The organism is Methylobacterium sp. WL18, assembly GCF_008040015.1.
GTDB classification, from domain to species: Bacteria; Pseudomonadota; Alphaproteobacteria; order Rhizobiales; family Beijerinckiaceae; genus Methylobacterium; species Methylobacterium mesophilicum.
In genome coordinates, this window is record NZ_VRVD01000001.1 from 22,312 (window position 1) to 39,241 (window position 16,930).

Consider the following 16,930-nt stretch of genomic DNA (forward strand, 5'->3'; position numbering starts at 1 on the left):
AAGCTTAGAATGTCATTCTTGATCCGCGATCTTTGACGATCGTCGCGGTGGAAGAACTTCTCCGAAAATTACTTTTATCGCTAAGGAGATCTCCGCAATCGAGGCGCTTGAATTGCCTCGTCTCCACGCTGTCTGGAAGATCCAGGAGGACGAGGAAGACGTGATCGATATCAGGGGGCCTAATGGGGGAGTTTAGCCAATGCTCAGTGATCAGATCCGCGCCGCAGGCGTCATCGCGGAGAATGTGGTCTCGGCGCTGGAGCGCTTGGAAGGCGATAGTCTCGCAACCCTTACCCGAGAAGCGGCCGTCGAAGGGCTGATGCGCGAGTTGGTAGCGGTGATGCCGACGCGGTTCGATGGCGTGCTGGCCGCCGCCTGCAACCGCTACCTCGCCACTCTGCCGGATCAGGGCTGGGCCGGGCCGCGTATCGAGACTGTGAGCATGGTCGATGGGTCTGTAACCATGCGGGGCAGATAGAATGGCCGATCGATCGCCAAACCTTCTGAACAAATTCAACCCAGAGCAGTATGTTTTGACCGGCCTTAAGCCGCCGCTAACCGTATAAGTTGAGAGATGGGCCGCCTCGCGCGCGGGATCGCGCCAGGGCAGCGTATGCAACCTGCGTGGCCAGATCGATGAAGCTGCTCAACAACGCGAAGCTCCTCGCCAAGCTGGCGCTTCCTTCCACTCTGCTGGTCATCGTGTCGGTGGGGATGATCCTGCTGGCTCGAAGCAGCTTGTCGAACCTCGACGCCAACACCCAGCAGATCGTCGATCACAGCGCCCAACGCGCCATCCTGGCCTTGGAACTCGCCGTCGCCGTGGACGAGGCCACGATCCGAGAGAAGAATCTTATCATCGAGAGCGATAGCCCCGATCGGCAGGTTCTGCGCGCTCAGCATACCGAGGCGGAGCACACCGCGAGTAAGGCGGTCGATGAACTCATCCGGCTCTCCGACACGCCGGAGCGGCACGCCATCAACGAAGATCTCAAGGCGCTGACGACACGCTTCTTCTCGGTCTCGAAGAGCGTCGTCGGTCATGTGGTCGAGAACGATGCCACGCGTGCGGTCAGGCTGTCCAACGGCGACGGCCGAACGGCACGCAAAGCCCTGATCGAGGCGCTCAACAAGCGCGTGGCGGCCAACGCGACCGCGCTGGCTGACGAGAAGCATCGAGCGAGCGAAGTTGCCAACGAAGCCAAGCTGGAGCTTACGTCGATCGCAGCGCTCGGTCTGCTGCTGGCCTTTGGCCTGCTCGGTGTCATCGTCGTGCTCGGCATCACACGCCCACTCGGCAATCTCGTCGCTGTGCTCCAGCGTATGGCTAGGGGCGAGGTCGATGCCGAGATCCGTGAGGCGTCGCGCGGGGACGAGATCGGTGCCGTTGGTCGCGCCGTCCAGGGCATTCGGGACATGGTCGCGCAGAAGGCCGCGGAGCAGGCCGAGATCCGTCGCATAGCCGAGGTGGCCGCAGCCGCGGAGCGCAAGCGCACGATGGTCGAACTTGCGGACGGGTTCGAGCACGCTGTTGGCGGTATCATCGGCATGGTCTCCTCATCGGCCAACGAGTTGCAGGCGACCGCGCAGACCATGACCGCCACCGCGACTGAGACGGCGAGCCAGTCCATCACCGTGGCGGCGGCGGCGGAAGAGGCGGCCTCCAACGTCAACACTGTGGCTGCCGCGGCTGAGGAACTCGGCTCGTCCGTGCAGGAGATCGGGCGGCAGGTCGGCGGCTCGGCGGAGTTGGCGCGCCTCGCTGTCAGCGAAGCGGATCAGACCGGCGCCCTGGTGCACGAACTGAGCAGCGCCGTGGCGCGCATCGGTGACGTGGTCGGACTGATCTCGAACATCGCAGGCCAGACCAACCTGCTGGCACTGAACGCCACCATCGAGGCGGCACGCGCAGGAGCATCCGGCAAGGGGTTCGCGGTGGTCGCCGCCGAGGTGAAGGCACTGGCCGAGCAGACCGCCAAGGCGACCCACGAGATCTCCGGGCAGATCGCTCGGGTTCAGGTTTCGACCGGTCAGGCGGTCGCCTCGATCGCCGGGATCACCGGCCGGATCCGCGAGATCAGCGCGGTCGCGACCTCGATCGCGGCGGGCGTGGAGGAGCAGGGCTCGGCGACCCAGGAGATCGTGCGCAACGTCAGTCAGGCCGCGATGGGCACCAGCGAAGTGACCAGCAACATCGTCGGCGTGGCGGGGGCGGCCGAGGAGACCGGTGCGGCGGCGAGCCAAGTCCTGGGTGCAGCCTCGGACCTGTCGCGGCAGTCCGAGCATTTGGCCGCCGAGGTCGATCGCTTCCTCGTGACGGTACGGGCGGCCTGAGGCATCGGCGAGCCGTTAGGCCACGATACTGCGGACCGCGCTGGACTTTCAGATGCCTAATCGCCGTCCACGAGCCTGAGCGTCAGGTCGAGAAGCTCCGGGACGTTGGCTCGCCCGGAACCAGGGACTGCCGCCACGAGGGACACGCGGTAGAGAAGTCCGTTCGCCTTCACTGGGAGGCCGAGCACCGCGCTGAACTTTGCGCCATCGCGCGGTGACGCCTTGACCCGGATGCGTAAGCGCTCGTTGCCGAGGTCAGTAACGGTGATTGGTTCGGGCTCCCAAGCCATATGACATGCCCTGCACTTGCGCGGCCGTCAGGATGAATGACGCCGGATCGAGCCTCATGCTGCTACCGTGTCATGGCACTCGGCAGCCTCCACATAGGATAGCTTCTGAAGCCCTGGATGCCCCCTACATCGGGATGCCAACACCTACCCATGCAGGTAGCGCGGGCTGAACTGGCCGATTGCCTGTAGCCTCGCCCAATCCAGGATCTCCAGCCGTCGAGCTTTCAGGCTGATAAGCCCATCCTCGCGCAGATCCTTCAGCGTCCGGTTCACGTGGACCGACGTTAACCCCAGCGCATCGGCGAGATCGGGTTGCCGGAGCGGCATCGGCAAGGTGTTCCCGTTCGCGAGGCCAACCGCCTTGAGGCGCAGGTAAAGTTCGCAGAACAGGTGAGCGAGCCGTTCGCGTGCGGCGCGACGACCGAGGCTGCTCATCCAGGCGCGATGGATCGCAGCGCTGACCTGTGCCTCGTGCCACAACGCCGTGGAGATGCCAGGGAAGCTCTCGATCAGCCTGCGCAGATCCGTGTGCGGCACGTAGGCGACGACGGCTGGTGTCAGCGTCGCCATGCCGAAATCGATCTCGCTCAGGTGCAACCCTTGAAGATCAGGTAGATCGCCTGGGAGATGGAACGACAGAAGTTGGCGTCGGCCCTCGTCGAGAAGCTGGTAGCAGCAGGTCCAACCGCTGAGGACGATGCAGCAATGTGTGGCCGGACCACCCTCGGGCACGATGTCATGATGGGCTTCGAGCGTCCGGACGACGACCGACAGACTCTTCAACGCAAACATCTCCGCCTGCGAGAAGCGGCCACTCCCGCCCAGCTTGCGGATCATAACGTCGAGCGGGTGCTTCACAGATACGGACATCGCTTCTCGTCAAGCTCGACGGGTAAGAGCACACTCTCCAACCGTCAGAGCCCGGACTTCGTCCGCCAGCGAAGGATGGCGATTAACGTCTCATCACAAGGGGTTCTGCCACCCCAACCGCTTCGCTTCAAGGCGTCGCGCCCAACTCCAAGCCGGTGATAAACCCGCGTCTCCGCTTACTACCGGCAGGGGCAGTTCTTACCGAAGCCGCTCGGCGATCCGGATCTGTGCCTGATCGAGGTCGGCGAACAGGAGCGGGTTTAGATCGGCGAGCCAAAGCATCTGGTCGCGCCGAGCGTGGGTCATCAGCCTGCGTGACCTAGAGCCGTGCCCTGGCGGGTTGAATCGCATGGGGTAGGCGATCTGGCTGGCGTGTGATTCACTGGATGGGCTTGTGATGGAGGATTGCCATGCCTTCAGCCCTGTCGGTGGATCTGCGCGAGCGTGTGGTCGCCGCGATTGAAGCGGGTGCATCGCGGCGTCAGGCGGCCAAGCGCTTCGGTGTCGGGGCGGCCAGCGCGGTCCGTTGGCACGAGCGCTTCCGGCAGGACGGGAAGATCGCGCCCAAGCCCATGGGCGGCGACCGCAACTCGCAGCGTCTGGAAGCGCAAGCCGCCCTGATCCTTCGGGTCAACGAAGAACACCCGCTCTCCTTCCTGCGGGAGCTGCGCGACAGGCTCTCGGAACGCGGCGTCCGGGCAAGCACGAGCAGTTTGTCACGCTTCTTCGCCCGGCATGGGATCACCCGTAAAAAGGGGCTGTCCACGCGGCCGAGCAGGAGCGGTCGGATGTGAGGGCCACGCGCGAGGACTGGTTCGATGGGCAACCCGATCTGGATCCGGATCGCCTGGTTTTCCTCGACGAGACGGCCGCCACGACGAAGATGGTCCGGCGCTATGGTCGTGCTCCGTGCGGGGAGCGCTGCCGGATCGCCGGGCCTCACGGGCACTACAAGACCACTACCATCACCGCCGCCCTGCGCGCCACGGGACTGATCGCCAGGACCGTCTTCGATGGAGCCACGAATGGTATGCGTTTCCGGGCCTACGTCACCGACACCCTGGCTCCGGTGCTGAGGCCCGGTGACACCGTCATCCTCGACAATCTGAACGCTCACAAGGTCGCCGGGGTGCGCGAGGCCATCGAGGCGGTCGGCGCACGGGTTCTCTATCTCCCGCCCTACAGTCCCGACTTCAATCCGATCGAGCAGGTCTTTGCCAAGGTCAAAGCCCTGCTCCGAACGGCTGCAGCACGGACCGCCGCCGACCTGACCATCGCCATCGAGGACGCGTTCGCCGCCGTCCGACCGGATGAGTGCCGAAACTACCTCACTGCAGCTGGATACGATGCCTATGAGCCAACCTGAAAGGGCACGGCTCTAGTGGTCCAAATCTGACGCTTGATACCCGTTGCAAGGGTCAGCTACCGACACGAAGCCCTTAGCGCACCAGAGGAAAATTTAGGTGGTCCCTGACCTTGTTGCCCTTGTCGCTGCGACCCTCTTCGCCGGGGCCGCACTCTACATCACCCTCGTTGAACATCCTGCCAGGATGGGCTTGGAAGATGGGCCTTTGCTCGCGCAGTGGCAGCCCAGCTACAATCGCGCCCTACCCATCCAGGCTGGCTTAGCCATTCTGGGAGGGGCGGCGGGGCTTCTGGCGTGGTATCTCCATCGGGAATGGCAGTGGATGGCTGGGAGCCTGTTCCTGCTCGCCAACTGGCCCTTCACAATGTTGGTGATCATGCCGACGAACAAGCAGTTGATGGCGATGCAGCCGCAGCACGCGGGGGCGGAAAGCCGGGGCCTCCTGCGTCGTTGGGCAGGTCTACATGGCGTCAGGAGTGCACTCGGCTCCGCTGCGTCGCTCCTGTTCGCTTGGGGCTTTCTGGTTACCCGCTAGGTCTGCTGTTGCCCCATTGTAGATCCTCAGAGTGGGCACCAAGCGTCAGATCTGGACCACTAGACCGCGAGCGATCAATTTCCATAAGCGGGAGCGGTGCACCTGCCGACCCTCTGCGATGTTCATGACAACTTGTTTCGCCTCATAGGTCATCCTGGTTCATAGACCTGCCGGACGAGCAGGGCTGGCCCCCATGAGCGCCCGTTGACATCAACCTGCGGTAGCACGCAGGGACTACCTATGTTGAAAAAGCTTCCCCAGGGCGCTGCCACCTTCCGTGGTCGCGGTCGAGCGTTCGTCCACGGCACCAAGATCGTGTTGAAGGTCTGCCCGGAGTGCTCGCAATGGAACGCCCCGAAGGCTGCCGATAAGGGCGTATGCGGCTGGTGCGCCTACATCCCCTCATGCGAGGACGTGGAACCCGCTCAGCAGCTTGAAGCGGCATAGGTCGAAAATCGCTCTCGACGATGAACACGTTCTACGGGTGGCCCAACATCTCGGCGGCCCCGGCACGAACTCTGCCTATGCATCCTCGGACATCGCATCACCGCTCCGAGGATTTCATGCCATTGAAAAGGACATCACTGGTCCGGCCGGGCATCTCCGAGATCGATGCCGCGGTCGGTGCGCTCGCCGCTTTGGTCCTGGCCATCGAGCGCACGCCGAGCGCCCCCAGTGCGGCCGATCATCGGACTGCGATCCGACGACATGGCCGAGCGCTCGCATCTTCGGGCGGCTCTGACATGATGCGTACCGTCCTCCGGAAGATCGGAGAACTGTCGCCAGCCCACGCGGACGCACGGCGGGCGATCATCGCCGCAGAGTGGACCAGGACCACCGCGTCGATACGATGAGGTCGAGGGATGCGCCTCGCGAGGGCGCGGTTGGATTTTCGCACTCGGTTAACCGTCGTTAGAGCGCTGCGATCGTAAAGCGGCTATGACGGCGCCATGGCAAACCGGATCATGACGCTCGACCTGTTCGCCACCCTCGACATCGTCGAGGCGGATGTGACCGCCGTGGTGAACGCCTACATGGCCAATCCGACCTCCGGCACGGTCCCGTTCGGCGAGAGCTATCGGATCGATCCCGCCGCTGCCATCGTGGACCACCCCTTCGCCAACACGCTGATCGATCAGCATTGGGCAAGCCCGGAGCTTCGGCGCGCCGCCGTGCGCGCCGCCATCATGCTCGCGCAGCCGCAGCGGGTGTAGCCGTCGCGTGCCGTCAGCAACGAAGTGGTCTGCCCCTATCGTCCGCTCAGCCAACGAGACGTAACTTCTCGAAGCGCCGCATCTCCGTTCGCCTCTGACGCTCCCTCCGAGCCGAAGGACTGAAGCGATTGACGCACGACCACATCGTCCCGCGTGACCGACCAGTCGAACCGGCCCGGCTCCTTCAAGGATGGGGTGACCCGCAGCTTGTGAGGGTTAGGCTTGAAGGTGATCATCGTCAGCATGTGGGAGCACTCTGCCCCATCTACGAGTGGATCGGGCAACGGGGCCGAGCCGGAACTTCACGTCAACGACTGCGGGTGCCGTTATGGCGTACCGGAGTACCGCCTCGCATCCAGCGGACACCCGTTGTGTGCCTTATGATGCATGAACTTCCGGCGACCGCTTTCGAAATATGAGCCTGAGAAGGCCGTGGACGGCCGTGGCGCTGAATTGGCTCCCAACGTGCCTAAAACGCGCGTAGCCCCCTCCACGCCCCGGAAATCGCTCGATACGGCTGGTGGGAAGACGATCGCGCCGTCAGGTTCGACCTGCCGAATGGTCGGGACGAGATCGTCGTGACTGATTGGTGCGTAGAGGACCACCCAAAGACCGACGCCACGACCGAGAAGACCGAGTTCGTTGTCGCCTCGAAGAACGTCTCCGAGAAGCGCATCTCGAAGGGCTTCGACACCGCTGCCACAGGCCGCCAGTCAGAGATCGGTCGATGATGGGAGTCAGGTCGTCGTCGGCACCGTGACCGATATGAACTTCTCGACGACTGCCGAGACAACCGCCTTCTCGAAGATCATCGCGGTGATCGTCGCCTCGAAGACCGGCACCGAGAAGCGCCTTTCGAAGGGCTTCGGAGACGCGGTGTCGAGGAAATCAGACCGAGTTCGGGCGGTGGTGGAGACCCGGTCGTCGTCCGCACCGCGACCGAAATGTTGTTCGCCGCTATCACGTGTTGGTCGATCAGTCCTATTCATCGCTAAATTTTTCTCTATAATTTTTAATTTCCAAACGATTTGAATTGAGTATTCGGTTGTAGCGAGCGCGCATATTCGGATCTAAACTTTCACAAATGCGAACTTTAAGCTCTATAGCTTGCTTAGAAGCGTAGTATATAAAAATGTCATATTGGTCACTAGCTCCAGAATTTGGTACGCCTTTGGCAGTTTTTCTTGACGATCCGCCAGCATCCTCGACATCTAGGACGACATAATCAACTTCCGAGCCCCGAAAAATCGCTCTCATTCTATACATATCTCCGTCTGCATTTAATTTGTACATCTCAATCACACCGCCATTTTCGGCGGGGCATTTGAGCGAAACGGGCTTTAAAGGCGCAATATATTCAGTGGAAATCTTATGCGCTATAGCCATACCGCCAACCGCGCACTTCCGACCAACCTCATTATATACCTCATGAGCGTCACAGACATGGACAAAATCTTGTGTGCTCAATGTGAGATTGTCGGCGATTGATGCGCTGAAAAAAATAAAGGCAGATACGGCGATGGGGATCCACAAGAACACTCTCCCTACAAAACAGGCAGATGAAAGATTAGTGTTCGGGCGACGAAACACCAATCAGAAGAACTCTCGGTCGTACTCGTCAGATTTTCATAATAACCATGTTTGCGGCACTTACCTCGGATAACATTGCGGCCGTTCGCGCACGGCCACCGCGATCACTAACGATGGAAGTTTGCGCTTGATCCGCGGCCCAACCTCGCCCATCTTCACCAGCCGCGGCCGCTCATAATCTGATCGCAACGTGTAAATTATGCTTACGGTGCCAGACGCTCCAGTTCAGGGCTCGCCCCGCAGGCGCTTAACTCGATATTCGGATAACATCTTTTCATATATCAATTGCTTTAGGGGGACTAACGGTATTTTGCTGCGCCTACCCAAGAGGCTAAACAAAAGCTTCGGAGTATCCAACGTTGAAAAAACTATGTCGTGGGGCCTGCCCGTGTCTGCTGGCCATGGCCGCCCTGATCGCCCTCGCGCTCACCCCTGCCGCCGCGGAACCGAAGGAGGGTGACACCATCACCTTCGCGATCGAAGTAACCGACCCGGTGCCGCCTGCCCGCGAAGCCACGATCACGGTAACGATGGGGAAAGATGCTTCGCCCGAGGTGAGCAAAGCCGAAGCGATCGGGCGCTGCCGCGGCGGCTCTCAGCACCCGCGAAACTGCCGGGTGCTCGACTCCTACAACCATGGTTGCAGCTACGTAGCGACAGGGCGGAACAATAAGGGGCAGAAGGGTTGGGGACAGCAGCAAACGCCACAAGCTGCTATTGACCTCTGCCGTTCGTATGGCCTCGATTGCTCCAGCAGAACTATCGGTGGTTGCACAGGGTCAGACTGACGACACAGCGGTCCGTGTTTAAGGGCGAGTGAGGCTCCACCGTCTCATCCAACCGGATAAGGATAACACTTGGTGCCAGACGAGGAACGCAGTCATGGCGAACCTCTACGCCATGCTGGGCTGCCTGGAGGAGCATTCCGAAATCGCGGTGGCAAATATCTTCTGCCGGGGCCAGTTTGAAGGCTCCGCACACCTTCTCCACCGCCATCTTCCCGAAGTCATCTTATGACCGCCCCAGCCGCCCGATGGATTACGATCGATGGGCGGCACGCGGTCCTACGCGCGCAATGGCTACCGCTGTTCCCGGACGACTTCCGCCTGCCCGATGGCGTCCGCTTCAAACCGGCGGGCAGGTATGAGAACGCACCGTACGGTGGGTGCGGCTGCGCCTGGGAGATCAAAGACGGGAAGCTCTACCTCACGAGCCTCCACATCGACGTGATCGTCGATCACATCCTCCGGGAGTTCTACATCGAGATGGAGGACGTGTGGGGCAGCAATGAGCCCGTGTTGGCCGAGTGGATCACAACCCGCTTCGAAGTCGCGATCGGAAAGCCCACCTTCTACGACACGTTCGAGGGGGCCGTCTTCGAGACCTACGACGATATCGTCATCGAGAAGGGGATCGTGGTCGAACGCTCGGTCATCACGGAGGAAGAACGGTTCAACCGGATCATGGGGAGGTCGAAAGCAAGCCGCGTCGCGACGGGGAAGGACGGGTGACCGCGAACGGTCGATTACAACCTCCGCCACTGCGGCGCCCGCTCCGGATACCGCTCCAGCAGTTCAAGCACCGCCGCCACAAGCATCTTCGGCTGGTGATCGGACTCTATCCACGGCCCAACCTCGTCCTCCCCAACCAGCCGCAGCCGTTGGTGCTCCGACCGGAACTCATAGTCGTAGCCGAACCCAGGGAACACCTTCTCCAGCAGGGCCACCGCCGGTCCCTCAGCGTGGATGTAATCTGGCAGCGTCGAGATCGCGACGGTGACGTAGTAGAACTTTTTGAACTCGGGGCCGGGGAAGCGTGAAAATGTCGAGTGCCCGCGTTCGTCCCGGAGCATCGAGTCGGTGATCTGGTGGATGACGTTGTTACGGTTCCCGGACCTTCGGGCGCCGAAGATCGCTTCGGCGATCTCGAAGTTGGCGTCTTCCCCACGCCATTTGTAGCTGTAGGGCGACAGGATACGCTCTCGGAGAGCGTTGATCTGCGCCGGGTCGATGATGCGGGGATCGGGCGGAAGCTCCAGGTAGAACTGATCCCTGAAGGGCTGGAGCATCTCCTCTACGACATCATGGTCGGAGTAGCGGTCGTCGGCCATCGATGCGTTTACCACCAACCTATTCGGCGAGCTTGCGAGATCCGATCAGTGCTCCTCACGGCTTGGCCGCTCGCTCCTGCGAAGGCAACATACGAACCTCAATCCCAAGACCTCGTATAGCCACGATGGAGATGACGGTGCGCACCCTGCTCGTAGCCCTGCTCCTTGCTGCTCCGGCCTCTTCAACCCTTGCCGCGCCCGCGGGGAAGAACCCGCCGCCCTACGTCGGCGTCTGGGCGATGGACAAGAAAGCCTGCAAAGCGAACCCCAACGATACGGAGAGCCCGTTCATCAAGATCACCCCCACCGATGTCGAGGGCGGTGAGTGGATGTGCGAGATCACCACGAAGAAGGTCACCGGCAACGACTGGACGCTCGGCGGGAAGTGCAACGGGGAGGGCAGATCGTACAAGGAGACGTTCAAAAGCAAGGATTTCGTTCGGTGCGAGGACAAGGATTGGCGCCCGACCGGGATGTGAGATGTCGCCTATGGTTGTGATTATGATAAGCCGCTGGGACGCCATTGTTTGGTAGGCTGTGGCAGTCCGAGGAGGAGGAATGGGCCGTCGTGCCGTCCAGACCAATCGAACCGGACCAGAGACTGAACCTGAAGAGTGCGCACTAAGCCATTTCTGTTCCTTTACGGAGCTTGATTAAGTCGCAACGGGGTACACGTTATGGGGCTCCATTGCCCAGATGGCCCTCTCCCGTCGCTACGAAAAGCAATCTTAGCCGTAGACTTGCAGGGATCGGTTTTGGTGCGTTCACCCTGATCTGAAGTATTTTGTCCTGAGATCAAATGATCCTTCCCGAAATTAAATCTGCCCTTGCTGGGCTCGTGCTCCTTGCGACTGCTGCCTCGCCCGCGCTGCCGCAGGCCGCGCATTATCTCAGCCGTGAGTTATTCGTGGATGACCGGCCCACGCGTGTGAGCGAGAAAAAGCGTACAACTTCCTGCCACGGCGACGTGAGGATGGAGTCATATCCTCGTGAACAGGGAGTCGCCGTAGTTTGTAAAAATACAATCGATCAGTACGAGTGCCAGTCCAGAGATCAGTTTGGTGTCGTAAATCAGAAAAAATTTCATGCCCGCATGGATCAATTTATATCAGTTATGCACCAGACACAGACACAACTTTCTTCGATTTTTCCGGATACCGCCGCCTACCTTGCATTTTGCAAGCGTGAGATGAAAAATATTTTTCCGTAAAAATGAACGCGTCATCAATGGAAATCATGTCACGCTTGCTTTAATCCGAAGTTTATTGTCCAGGAAGCGGCGGCACATCTCGCGGATCTTGAACCAGGGGTCTCCCATCTTGATCCCGAGCGCCTTCGCCTCGGCCGTCCTGGCGATGGCGCACCCGTCGTTGTTCGACAACACGATCACTGGCACCTTGGTGAGCTTCGGGTCGAACACGCGCTCGCACGAGCAGTAGAAGCTGTTGCCGTCGATCAACACGTAGGCGCGGCCGCCGCCGATACGGTCACCCTGGCGATCCTCTGGTCCGCTCACGACGACAGACGATCCCGCGCGACGTGCCAGCGTATCGAGAAGCGCACCACGCCCCAGATCACGCCCTCGCCAAGTTCCTCCACCGCGAAGGCGGGCAGGTCCGGGTTGCAGAAGGCCAACCGGGCGATGTTGCCGGTGACCTCCAACCGCTTGATGCTCATCTGCCCGTCGATCGCCGCCACCACCACGCTGCCGTGACCCGCGGTGAGGCTGCGGTCCAGGCAGGCGAGATCGCGATCGAAGATACCGGCACCCTCCATCGACGAGCCGGATATCCGCCACAGGAAGGTCGCGGGAGGGTTCGGCACCAGCCACCGGGGGGGGGCGAGCGCGCCCTCCAAGAAGTCGTCGGCCGGGGACGGAAAACCCGCGCACAGGGCCTGCCCGATCAGGGGCACCCGCACCGCGTCAGGACTGCCGACAAGGAGTTCGTCGATGCGATGGCCAGACATCTCGGCTCAGCGCTCAGCGATGGCGGCGCGGACGTAGCCGCGGGAGATCTGCCGAAGGTGTACTTCGACCCGTCGATTGGCTGCGTCCAGATCGGCTAGAGCATCGGTGATCGCGGCGAGCAGTGCCGCTCGATCGTCACCTCGGTGCAGGTGCCGGTAAGCCGCGGCGACGGCTTCGGCCTCCACCCGGCGCGCGTCCAACGCCTACGGACCGGAGTTGCTCGGAGTTGCGGACGGGCTGGCCGAGTTCGAGAACCTGCGCCAGTACATGGCTCACGGGAACATGACGGTCCAGTTCAACGCTGACCCGCCCGCCATCTTCTTCCAGGTGTACGATCAGCCTAAGGGCTCCGGTCCAATCCTTCGAGTCATGCGGACGAACCACGTTGAGTTGGGCGAGCAGAGCATCCGGGTGGGCAGGTACGACAACAAGGTGGTCGCCCTGTTCTACCGGATCTTCACCGAGATCCCGCTCGAACCGACCGCCTCCTTCTGGACCGCAAATCTAGCACCGATCGTTATCCAATCCACTTCATCTTGAGCCAGAACGCTTCGTCCGGGATCTCGAACTCGAAGCCGAGTGTCACGGCGTGGCATCCTTCCAAGATATCATGGTCCAGGTAGACCTTGCCGCTAGACCCTTGCTCTTCGATCCAACGTTCCATATCGCTCAAGCAGTCGATCTGCTCGCGGAGAGCACGACCAGCGGCCTCCAGGGGCTCTGGAATACCCTTGAGCGTGATCTCAGACAGCACGACGCAGGTCATAGGCACCTCGCGTCGATCGTGCGCCGCGCTAGTAGTTGAGCCACATGTTGATCTCGCACGATCACCTCGTCCAGCGCGCGTACTTCGTCTCCAAGCTTGGGAGGAAGGAGTGATGCTGCTTCTGCCAGTCGCATCCTGATCGTCATGACAGTGCGCCCCGTGACGAGCGAAGTCGGTCCTTCTCGCCGCATGAGATCTCGAACGTATCCATCATCACGTCCGCAATCCATCCTCGAAAAATGAGCACGCGAGCGGGTTAGCCCTATTTTCTTCAATGCTTAGAATAATCTCATTAGCTGATGTCCATACATACGATTATTTATTCTGGGATAGTAAATGGGATGAAATCATTGCAAAATATTTTTCGAACATACCTTGTCATCGATCGCTAAAGTCCGTGCCGAGAATGACCGGCAGCACTACTCGGGACCGCACTAACCTGGGGAGGGCTGGTCGCATCCTTTTTCGACATCACGGTCTTCGGGGCCTCCTTCGCGGCGTTGTTGATCTCTGAGATCTCGATCTCCGGGGTGTCGATCTCCGACATCTCGGCCTGCGGGCTCGCGGTCTCCGGGGTGTCGATCTCCGACATCTCGGCCTGCGGGCTCGCGGTCTCCGGGGTGTCGATCTCCGAGATCTCAGCCTGCGGGCTCGCGGTCTCCGGGGTGTCGATCTCCGACATCTCGGCCTGCGGGCTCGCGGTCTCCGAGATGTCGATCTCCGACATCTCGGCCTGTGGGCTCGCGGTCTCCAAGATGTCGATCCCAGATAGTTTCGACTACGCCGAGAACATCGTGAACCGCGCGATACCACCGCCCGGCAGCAGCACGATCCGCCGACCAGCCTTGTAGCGATACCCAGCAGCGGCGGCCTCCTGCCGGGCGCGCTTCCCGGCACGGCGCCGGTCACGATGGTTCATTGCTTCGAAAGCGGCGAGGTTCGCGAGCAGGGGGTTCATAGTGAACTTCGTCATGGCAGATCTCCAGCGTGCAGGGGCGTGATCAGACGAGGCCGAAGTAACGGCGCAGGGAGGCGTGGGTGATCGGCGTCACCGCGTACCGGCCCAAGCGCAGGCCGTCCGCGTCGCGCTCGTACTCTTCCCAGTTGTCCCAGGAGAGCATGAACGCGTGCGGGTTGCCCGTGATCGTGCGGGTGCGGATGGTCGTGCGGGACTGGAAGTGACGCAGATCTCCGAGCCCGGCGTCGTAGAGCAACCGCGCATCGACGATCGGGCCATGCTCCGCGATGAGGCGCAACCCGAGCTTGGTGTTCTCCGACGCGGTCCCCATCCAGGTCGCGATCTCGGCCGGGGAGAAGTTCACCCGCTGCTCCCAGACGAACTCGCCTACGGGATCGATGGTGGAGGGAGAGTCAGCCGGGGCTGGGGCGGGTGCGGGTTCCGGGAGACGAGTTCCCTTGAGCAAGTGAGTGAGGATGTCGTGCCGCGTCTGGGCGGGCAGAGCGTCGAGGTCGGCTTGGGACAGAAGGATTTGCATCATGGTCTCCACCGGCTGACCACGATGGCCAACCATGACCATCCTAACATCAAGATGGCCATTATGGTTGCAAAAAATACCATGATGTCCATCTTGGCTTGACGTGCCATTCTAGCTCGGAATAAAAGAAGGTTATTATTCCGATTTTGGACGCGTGGAGGCGGGTGTGGGCGAGATCTCCGAGGCGGGCGACTTCGGCACGCGGGCCGCGAAGAACGCCGCCATCGCGGAAGACGTGGTGGCCGAAGTCGCCCGGCGTTCCCGCGAAGCTCGTGGTCCGGTCCTGGCCGTCACCCCGGCGGGCGTGGTCGCGACCCCGGATGGTCTCGCCGCCCTGGCCGAGCGCGCCAAGGGCTACGCCGAGGGCGCCCGCGCCCAGTCCACCCGCACGGCGTACCGGGGAGACTGGCGCCGGTACGAGGGATGGTGCGCCGGGCACGGTCTCGCCGCGCTCCCGGCCGAGCCGATGACCGTGGGCCTGTACCTCGCGGACGCGGCCGAGACCTACGCGCCCGCGACCCTGACCCGATGGCTGTCGGCGATCTCGGTCGCCCACACCCTGGCCGGGCATCACCTCGACACCCGCCATCCGGCGATCCGGGATGTCCTGCGCGGCGTGCGCCGGGCCAGGGGCACCGCGCAGCGGCAGGCTGCGCCGATCACCACCCCGGTGCTCCGCCGCCTGCTCGATACCTGCGCCGCCGGGCGGGTGATCGACCTGCGCGACCACGCCCTGCTGCTGGTCGGCTACGCCGCCGCCCTGCGCCAGTCCGAACTGGTCGCCCTCGACGCCACCGACATCTCGGTCTCGGATCAGGGTCTCCGGCTCGTGATCCGGCGGAGCAAGGCCGACCAGGAGGGCGCCGGGCAGATCGTAGAGATCGGCCGGACCGGCTCGCCGACCTGCCCGGTCGCCGCCTACGAGATGTGGATCTCGGCCTCCGAGATCTCGGCCGGGGCCGTCTTCCGGCGGGTGGATCGCCACGGCGCCATCGGCGCGCGACTGGTGCCCGAAGGCGTCGCCCACGTGGTGCGGTCCCGTGCCGGGCGCGCCGGGCTCGATCCGATGATCTACTCGGGTCACAGCCTGCGGGCCGGGTTCGCCACGACGGCCGCCATACAGAACATCGAGGAGCGGGTGATCGCGGGCCAGACCCGTCACCGCTCGACCGCGACCCTGCGCCGGTACATTCGCGAGGGCGAGATCTGGCGGCGCAATCTCTCCGCCGCGGTTGGCCTCTGATGCAGGCCCTGAAGTACATCGTGATTGCAGGCGCCGTCGTGTGTGGGCTGATCTCAGCGTGGCTCTGGGCACGGTCCACGCGCGTGCCGATGCCCGCCCCTAACCGCCCCGCAAGCACTGGCGGCGACGTGCAACGGATGATCAACGCGATGCACGCCGCATCCCGCCTGAGCATTCAGGCTGCGGGATACGCGGCCTTCTCCTCGATCCTCTCGGCTTTCTCGTCGCTGCTGTAGACCGACCCAGCGCAGCGGCGCGGCCCCGTACCAGCCCACCAACGTGTGGGTCATCGAGGCAGGGGGATTAGCTGGGACGGGCTTCGGGGGGCGGTGACGACGGGAAGCGGCGCCAGGAACGTGCAGCCTGATATCGACCTTCTGCGCGGAGCTTCTTCTTCATCGACGGTCCGAGGTTCAGCGAGTAGCCACACCGCCGCCCGTGAACTTCACCTTGGTCCGAGAAGTCGATCCCGTAGAATTTGGCCCATGCCTGATCCATGCCCTTGAGCATGTATCGTCCGGCGCCGCGAGGGGTATGGGCATTCTTCACGTGGACGGCGTTCTTGAAGGCAGCACCAGCTACCGCCTCGATCCACCGGCTCATCTTCTTCTCGAACACTAACCGGCGGCTGGGCGGCACATGGAGCAACCAGTGCGCCGCGATAACGCCACCCCCTGCCTCGATCACCCACACATGGGTGGGCTGGTACGGGGCCGCGCCGCTGCGTTGGGTCGGTCTACGAGCCCAGTGACTGTAGCGGGTGTTCCGGAGATGCGCGAATGTGGTGCTCACTTCCTCAGGGGCGCATGCTGTGCGGCTGAAATTGACCGTGACGAAGGTGTTTAGGGGTAGATCCTGAGCTTCAGCGATCCTGACCGCATGATGGATGTTGGCCGCCGTTTTATGCCGGATGAAATGCGAGACGCGGGGCATTCACGATCGATCTGTGGTCTTCGTTTGCACAAGAAAGGGGTTTATATACTGAAGAATTAGTCGGTGAGCCGTAGGCTCAACCGTTTCGGAGCGTAGCCGTTCCACTCCGGTTCGTACGAACAGTCGCGCAGCACATGCCCATGGTGGACTGGCGTATAGACGCCGCAGCGATCGATGTGCTGCGGCGTCTTCAATCAGACCCTGCGTTAGGCTA

Annotated in this window: 24 protein-coding genes and 1 pseudogene; 14 read left to right on the forward strand and 11 right to left on the reverse strand. The window is 62.0% G+C overall.

All coding sequences use genetic code 11. The features are described 5' to 3' along the window. Positions 1 to 199: 199 nt before the first annotated feature. The gene (locus FV228_RS00095; RefSeq protein WP_147852716.1) at positions 200 to 478 is read left to right on the forward strand and encodes a hypothetical protein; all 279 of its coding nucleotides are present in this window, start codon (positions 200 to 202) and stop codon (positions 476 to 478) included. 158 nt (positions 479 to 636) lie between these two features. Next, positions 637 to 2,334 carry a methyl-accepting chemotaxis protein gene (locus tag FV228_RS00100; protein ID WP_147852717.1) on the forward strand — a complete coding sequence of 566 codons (1,698 nt, stop codon included), beginning with the start codon at positions 637 to 639 and terminating at the stop codon, positions 2,332 to 2,334. A 434-nt stretch (positions 2,335 to 2,768) separates the two neighbouring features. On the opposite strand, the gene FV228_RS00105 is transcribed toward FV228_RS00100, so the two are convergent. Beyond that, positions 2,769 to 3,494: a Crp/Fnr family transcriptional regulator gene (locus FV228_RS00105; protein WP_147852718.1), complete on the reverse strand. Its 726-nt coding sequence runs from the start codon at positions 3,492 to 3,494 to the stop codon at positions 2,769 to 2,771. Positions 3,495 to 3,904: 410 nt separating this feature from the next. On the opposite strand from FV228_RS00105, the gene FV228_RS00110 reads away from it, so the two are divergent. The 4 genes from FV228_RS00110 to FV228_RS32815 all read left to right on the forward strand — a co-directional run bounded on the left by FV228_RS00110 (position 3,905) and on the right by FV228_RS32815 (position 7,340). Then, a protein-coding gene (locus tag FV228_RS00110) for an IS630 family transposase (protein ID WP_147852719.1) occupies positions 3,905 to 4,860 on the forward strand; the annotation gives its coding sequence in 2 pieces (ribosomal slippage) (positions 3,905 to 4,250 and positions 4,250 to 4,860; 957 coding nt in all). A 97-nt stretch (positions 4,861 to 4,957) separates the two neighbouring features. Continuing rightward, complete coding sequence (locus FV228_RS00115) at positions 4,958 to 5,395, forward strand: DUF1772 domain-containing protein (RefSeq protein WP_147852720.1); 438 nt, start codon at positions 4,958 to 4,960, stop codon at positions 5,393 to 5,395. A gap of 950 nt (positions 5,396 to 6,345) precedes the next feature. Further along, positions 6,346 to 6,609, forward strand: a complete 264-nt coding sequence (locus FV228_RS00125; RefSeq protein ID WP_147852722.1) for a hypothetical protein — start codon at positions 6,346 to 6,348, stop codon at positions 6,607 to 6,609. Positions 6,610 to 7,187: 578 nt separating this feature from the next. Beyond that, positions 7,188 to 7,340 carry a hypothetical protein gene (locus FV228_RS32815; RefSeq protein WP_187277568.1) on the forward strand — a complete coding sequence of 51 codons (153 nt, stop codon included), beginning with the start codon at positions 7,188 to 7,190 and terminating at the stop codon, positions 7,338 to 7,340. Between the two features lie 250 nt (positions 7,341 to 7,590). Here the strand turns inward: FV228_RS32815 and FV228_RS00135 are convergent, their stop codons facing one another. Then, entirely contained in the window at positions 7,591 to 8,142 is a 552-nt protein-coding gene (locus tag FV228_RS00135; RefSeq protein ID WP_147852724.1) for a hypothetical protein, read from the reverse strand. A 458-nt stretch (positions 8,143 to 8,600) separates the two neighbouring features. Here FV228_RS00135 and FV228_RS00140 point away from each other — a divergent pair, with 458 nt between their 5' ends. From FV228_RS00140 to FV228_RS00145, 3 genes are all read left to right on the forward strand, one after another. Next, the gene (locus FV228_RS00140) at positions 8,601 to 8,987 is read left to right on the forward strand and encodes a DUF4189 domain-containing protein (RefSeq protein WP_147852725.1); all 387 of its coding nucleotides are present in this window, start codon (positions 8,601 to 8,603) and stop codon (positions 8,985 to 8,987) included. Between the two features lie 94 nt (positions 8,988 to 9,081). Then, complete coding sequence (locus tag FV228_RS34715; RefSeq protein ID WP_281406435.1) at positions 9,082 to 9,216, forward strand: hypothetical protein; 135 nt, start codon at positions 9,082 to 9,084, stop codon at positions 9,214 to 9,216. Next, on the forward strand, positions 9,213 to 9,710 hold the full coding sequence (locus tag FV228_RS00145) for a hypothetical protein (protein ID WP_147852726.1): 498 nt from the start codon (positions 9,213 to 9,215) through the stop codon (positions 9,708 to 9,710). The genes FV228_RS34715 and FV228_RS00145 overlap by 4 nt, the downstream gene beginning before the upstream one ends. 14 nt (positions 9,711 to 9,724) lie before the next feature. Here FV228_RS00145 and FV228_RS00150 read toward each other — a convergent pair whose 3' ends face one another. Further along, a complete protein-coding gene (locus FV228_RS00150) occupies positions 9,725 to 10,309 on the reverse strand; it encodes a hypothetical protein (protein WP_147852727.1) in 585 nt (194 codons plus the stop codon). 137 nt (positions 10,310 to 10,446) lie between these two features. On the opposite strand from FV228_RS00150, the gene FV228_RS00155 reads away from it, so the two are divergent. After that, entirely contained in the window at positions 10,447 to 10,788 is a 342-nt protein-coding gene (locus FV228_RS00155) for a hypothetical protein (RefSeq protein ID WP_147852728.1), read from the forward strand. Positions 10,789 to 11,108: 320 nt separating this feature from the next. Further along, complete coding sequence (locus tag FV228_RS00160) at positions 11,109 to 11,519, forward strand: hypothetical protein (RefSeq protein ID WP_147852729.1); 411 nt, start codon at positions 11,109 to 11,111, stop codon at positions 11,517 to 11,519. Between the two features lie 69 nt (positions 11,520 to 11,588). Here FV228_RS00160 and FV228_RS00165 read toward each other — a convergent pair. The 3 genes and pseudogenes from FV228_RS00165 to FV228_RS00175 all read right to left on the reverse strand — a co-directional run. Continuing rightward, positions 11,589 to 11,825: pseudogene (locus tag FV228_RS00165) on the reverse strand (Y-family DNA polymerase); the annotation flags it as partial. Continuing rightward, positions 11,822 to 12,277, reverse strand: coding sequence for a S24 family peptidase (locus FV228_RS00170; protein WP_147852730.1), 456 nt, complete (start codon positions 12,275 to 12,277; stop codon positions 11,822 to 11,824). The gene FV228_RS00170 and the pseudogene FV228_RS00165, both read right to left, overlap by 4 nt. Positions 12,278 to 12,283: 6 nt before the next feature. Continuing rightward, the gene (locus tag FV228_RS00175; protein WP_246693767.1) at positions 12,284 to 12,463 is read right to left on the reverse strand and encodes a hypothetical protein; all 180 of its coding nucleotides are present in this window, start codon (positions 12,461 to 12,463) and stop codon (positions 12,284 to 12,286) included. Positions 12,464 to 12,494: 31 nt separating this feature from the next. Between FV228_RS00175 and FV228_RS00180 the strand changes: the two genes are divergently transcribed. After that, the gene (locus FV228_RS00180; RefSeq protein ID WP_147852732.1) at positions 12,495 to 12,818 is read left to right on the forward strand and encodes a hypothetical protein; all 324 of its coding nucleotides are present in this window, start codon (positions 12,495 to 12,497) and stop codon (positions 12,816 to 12,818) included. On the opposite strand, the gene FV228_RS00185 is transcribed toward FV228_RS00180, so the two are convergent. The 4 genes from FV228_RS00185 to FV228_RS00200 all read right to left on the reverse strand — a co-directional run bounded on the left by FV228_RS00185 (position 12,796) and on the right by FV228_RS00200 (position 14,543). Further along, positions 12,796 to 13,044: a hypothetical protein gene (locus FV228_RS00185; RefSeq protein ID WP_147852733.1), complete on the reverse strand. Its 249-nt coding sequence runs from the start codon at positions 13,042 to 13,044 to the stop codon at positions 12,796 to 12,798. The genes FV228_RS00180 and FV228_RS00185 overlap by 23 nt on opposite strands. 388 nt (positions 13,045 to 13,432) lie before the next feature. Then, entirely contained in the window at positions 13,433 to 13,798 is a 366-nt protein-coding gene (locus FV228_RS00190; RefSeq protein ID WP_147852734.1) for a hypothetical protein, read from the reverse strand. A gap of 24 nt (positions 13,799 to 13,822) precedes the next feature. Then, complete coding sequence (locus FV228_RS00195; protein WP_147852735.1) at positions 13,823 to 14,017, reverse strand: hypothetical protein; 195 nt, start codon at positions 14,015 to 14,017, stop codon at positions 13,823 to 13,825. 28 nt (positions 14,018 to 14,045) lie between these two features. Next, positions 14,046 to 14,543, reverse strand: coding sequence for a hypothetical protein (locus FV228_RS00200; protein ID WP_147852736.1), 498 nt, complete (start codon positions 14,541 to 14,543; stop codon positions 14,046 to 14,048). A 163-nt stretch (positions 14,544 to 14,706) separates the two neighbouring features. Between FV228_RS00200 and FV228_RS00205 the strand changes: the two genes are divergently transcribed. Continuing rightward, a complete protein-coding gene (locus FV228_RS00205) occupies positions 14,707 to 15,783 on the forward strand; it encodes a site-specific integrase (RefSeq protein ID WP_147852737.1) in 1,077 nt (358 codons plus the stop codon). Continuing rightward, positions 15,783 to 16,019 carry a hypothetical protein gene (locus tag FV228_RS00210; RefSeq protein WP_147852738.1) on the forward strand — a complete coding sequence of 79 codons (237 nt, stop codon included), beginning with the start codon at positions 15,783 to 15,785 and terminating at the stop codon, positions 16,017 to 16,019. Before FV228_RS00205 ends, FV228_RS00210 begins: the two co-directional genes overlap by 1 nt. 67 nt (positions 16,020 to 16,086) lie before the next feature. On the opposite strand, the gene FV228_RS00215 is transcribed toward FV228_RS00210, so the two are convergent. Further along, positions 16,087 to 16,716: a hypothetical protein gene (locus tag FV228_RS00215; protein WP_147852739.1), complete on the reverse strand. Its 630-nt coding sequence runs from the start codon at positions 16,714 to 16,716 to the stop codon at positions 16,087 to 16,089. Positions 16,717 to 16,930: the final 214 nt, after the last annotated feature.

Coding starts and splice junctions, on each gene's coding strand:
- FV228_RS00095 (WP_147852716.1), top strand. CDS start 200: ATGCTCAGTGATCAGATCCGCGCCGCAGGCGTCATCGCGGAGAATGTG.
- FV228_RS00100 (WP_147852717.1), top strand. CDS start 637: ATGAAGCTGCTCAACAACGCGAAGCTCCTCGCCAAGCTGGCGCTTCCT.
- FV228_RS00105 (WP_147852718.1), bottom strand. CDS start 3,494: ATGTCCGTATCTGTGAAGCACCCGCTCGACGTTATGATCCGCAAGCTG.
- FV228_RS00125 (WP_147852722.1), top strand. CDS start 6,346: ATGGCAAACCGGATCATGACGCTCGACCTGTTCGCCACCCTCGACATC.
- FV228_RS00140 (WP_147852725.1), top strand. CDS start 8,601: ATGGCCGCCCTGATCGCCCTCGCGCTCACCCCTGCCGCCGCGGAACCG.
- FV228_RS34715 (WP_281406435.1), top strand. CDS start 9,082: ATGGCGAACCTCTACGCCATGCTGGGCTGCCTGGAGGAGCATTCCGAA.
- FV228_RS00145 (WP_147852726.1), top strand. CDS start 9,213: ATGACCGCCCCAGCCGCCCGATGGATTACGATCGATGGGCGGCACGCG.
- FV228_RS00150 (WP_147852727.1), bottom strand. CDS start 10,309: ATGGCCGACGACCGCTACTCCGACCATGATGTCGTAGAGGAGATGCTC.
- FV228_RS00160 (WP_147852729.1), top strand. CDS start 11,109: ATGATCCTTCCCGAAATTAAATCTGCCCTTGCTGGGCTCGTGCTCCTT.
- FV228_RS00170 (WP_147852730.1), bottom strand. CDS start 12,277: ATGTCTGGCCATCGCATCGACGAACTCCTTGTCGGCAGTCCTGACGCG.
- FV228_RS00185 (WP_147852733.1), bottom strand. CDS start 13,044: ATGACCTGCGTCGTGCTGTCTGAGATCACGCTCAAGGGTATTCCAGAG.
- FV228_RS00195 (WP_147852735.1), bottom strand. CDS start 14,017: ATGACGAAGTTCACTATGAACCCCCTGCTCGCGAACCTCGCCGCTTTC.
- FV228_RS00200 (WP_147852736.1), bottom strand. CDS start 14,543: ATGATGCAAATCCTTCTGTCCCAAGCCGACCTCGACGCTCTGCCCGCC.
- FV228_RS00210 (WP_147852738.1), top strand. CDS start 15,783: ATGCAGGCCCTGAAGTACATCGTGATTGCAGGCGCCGTCGTGTGTGGG.
- FV228_RS00215 (WP_147852739.1), bottom strand. CDS start 16,716: ATGCCCCGCGTCTCGCATTTCATCCGGCATAAAACGGCGGCCAACATC.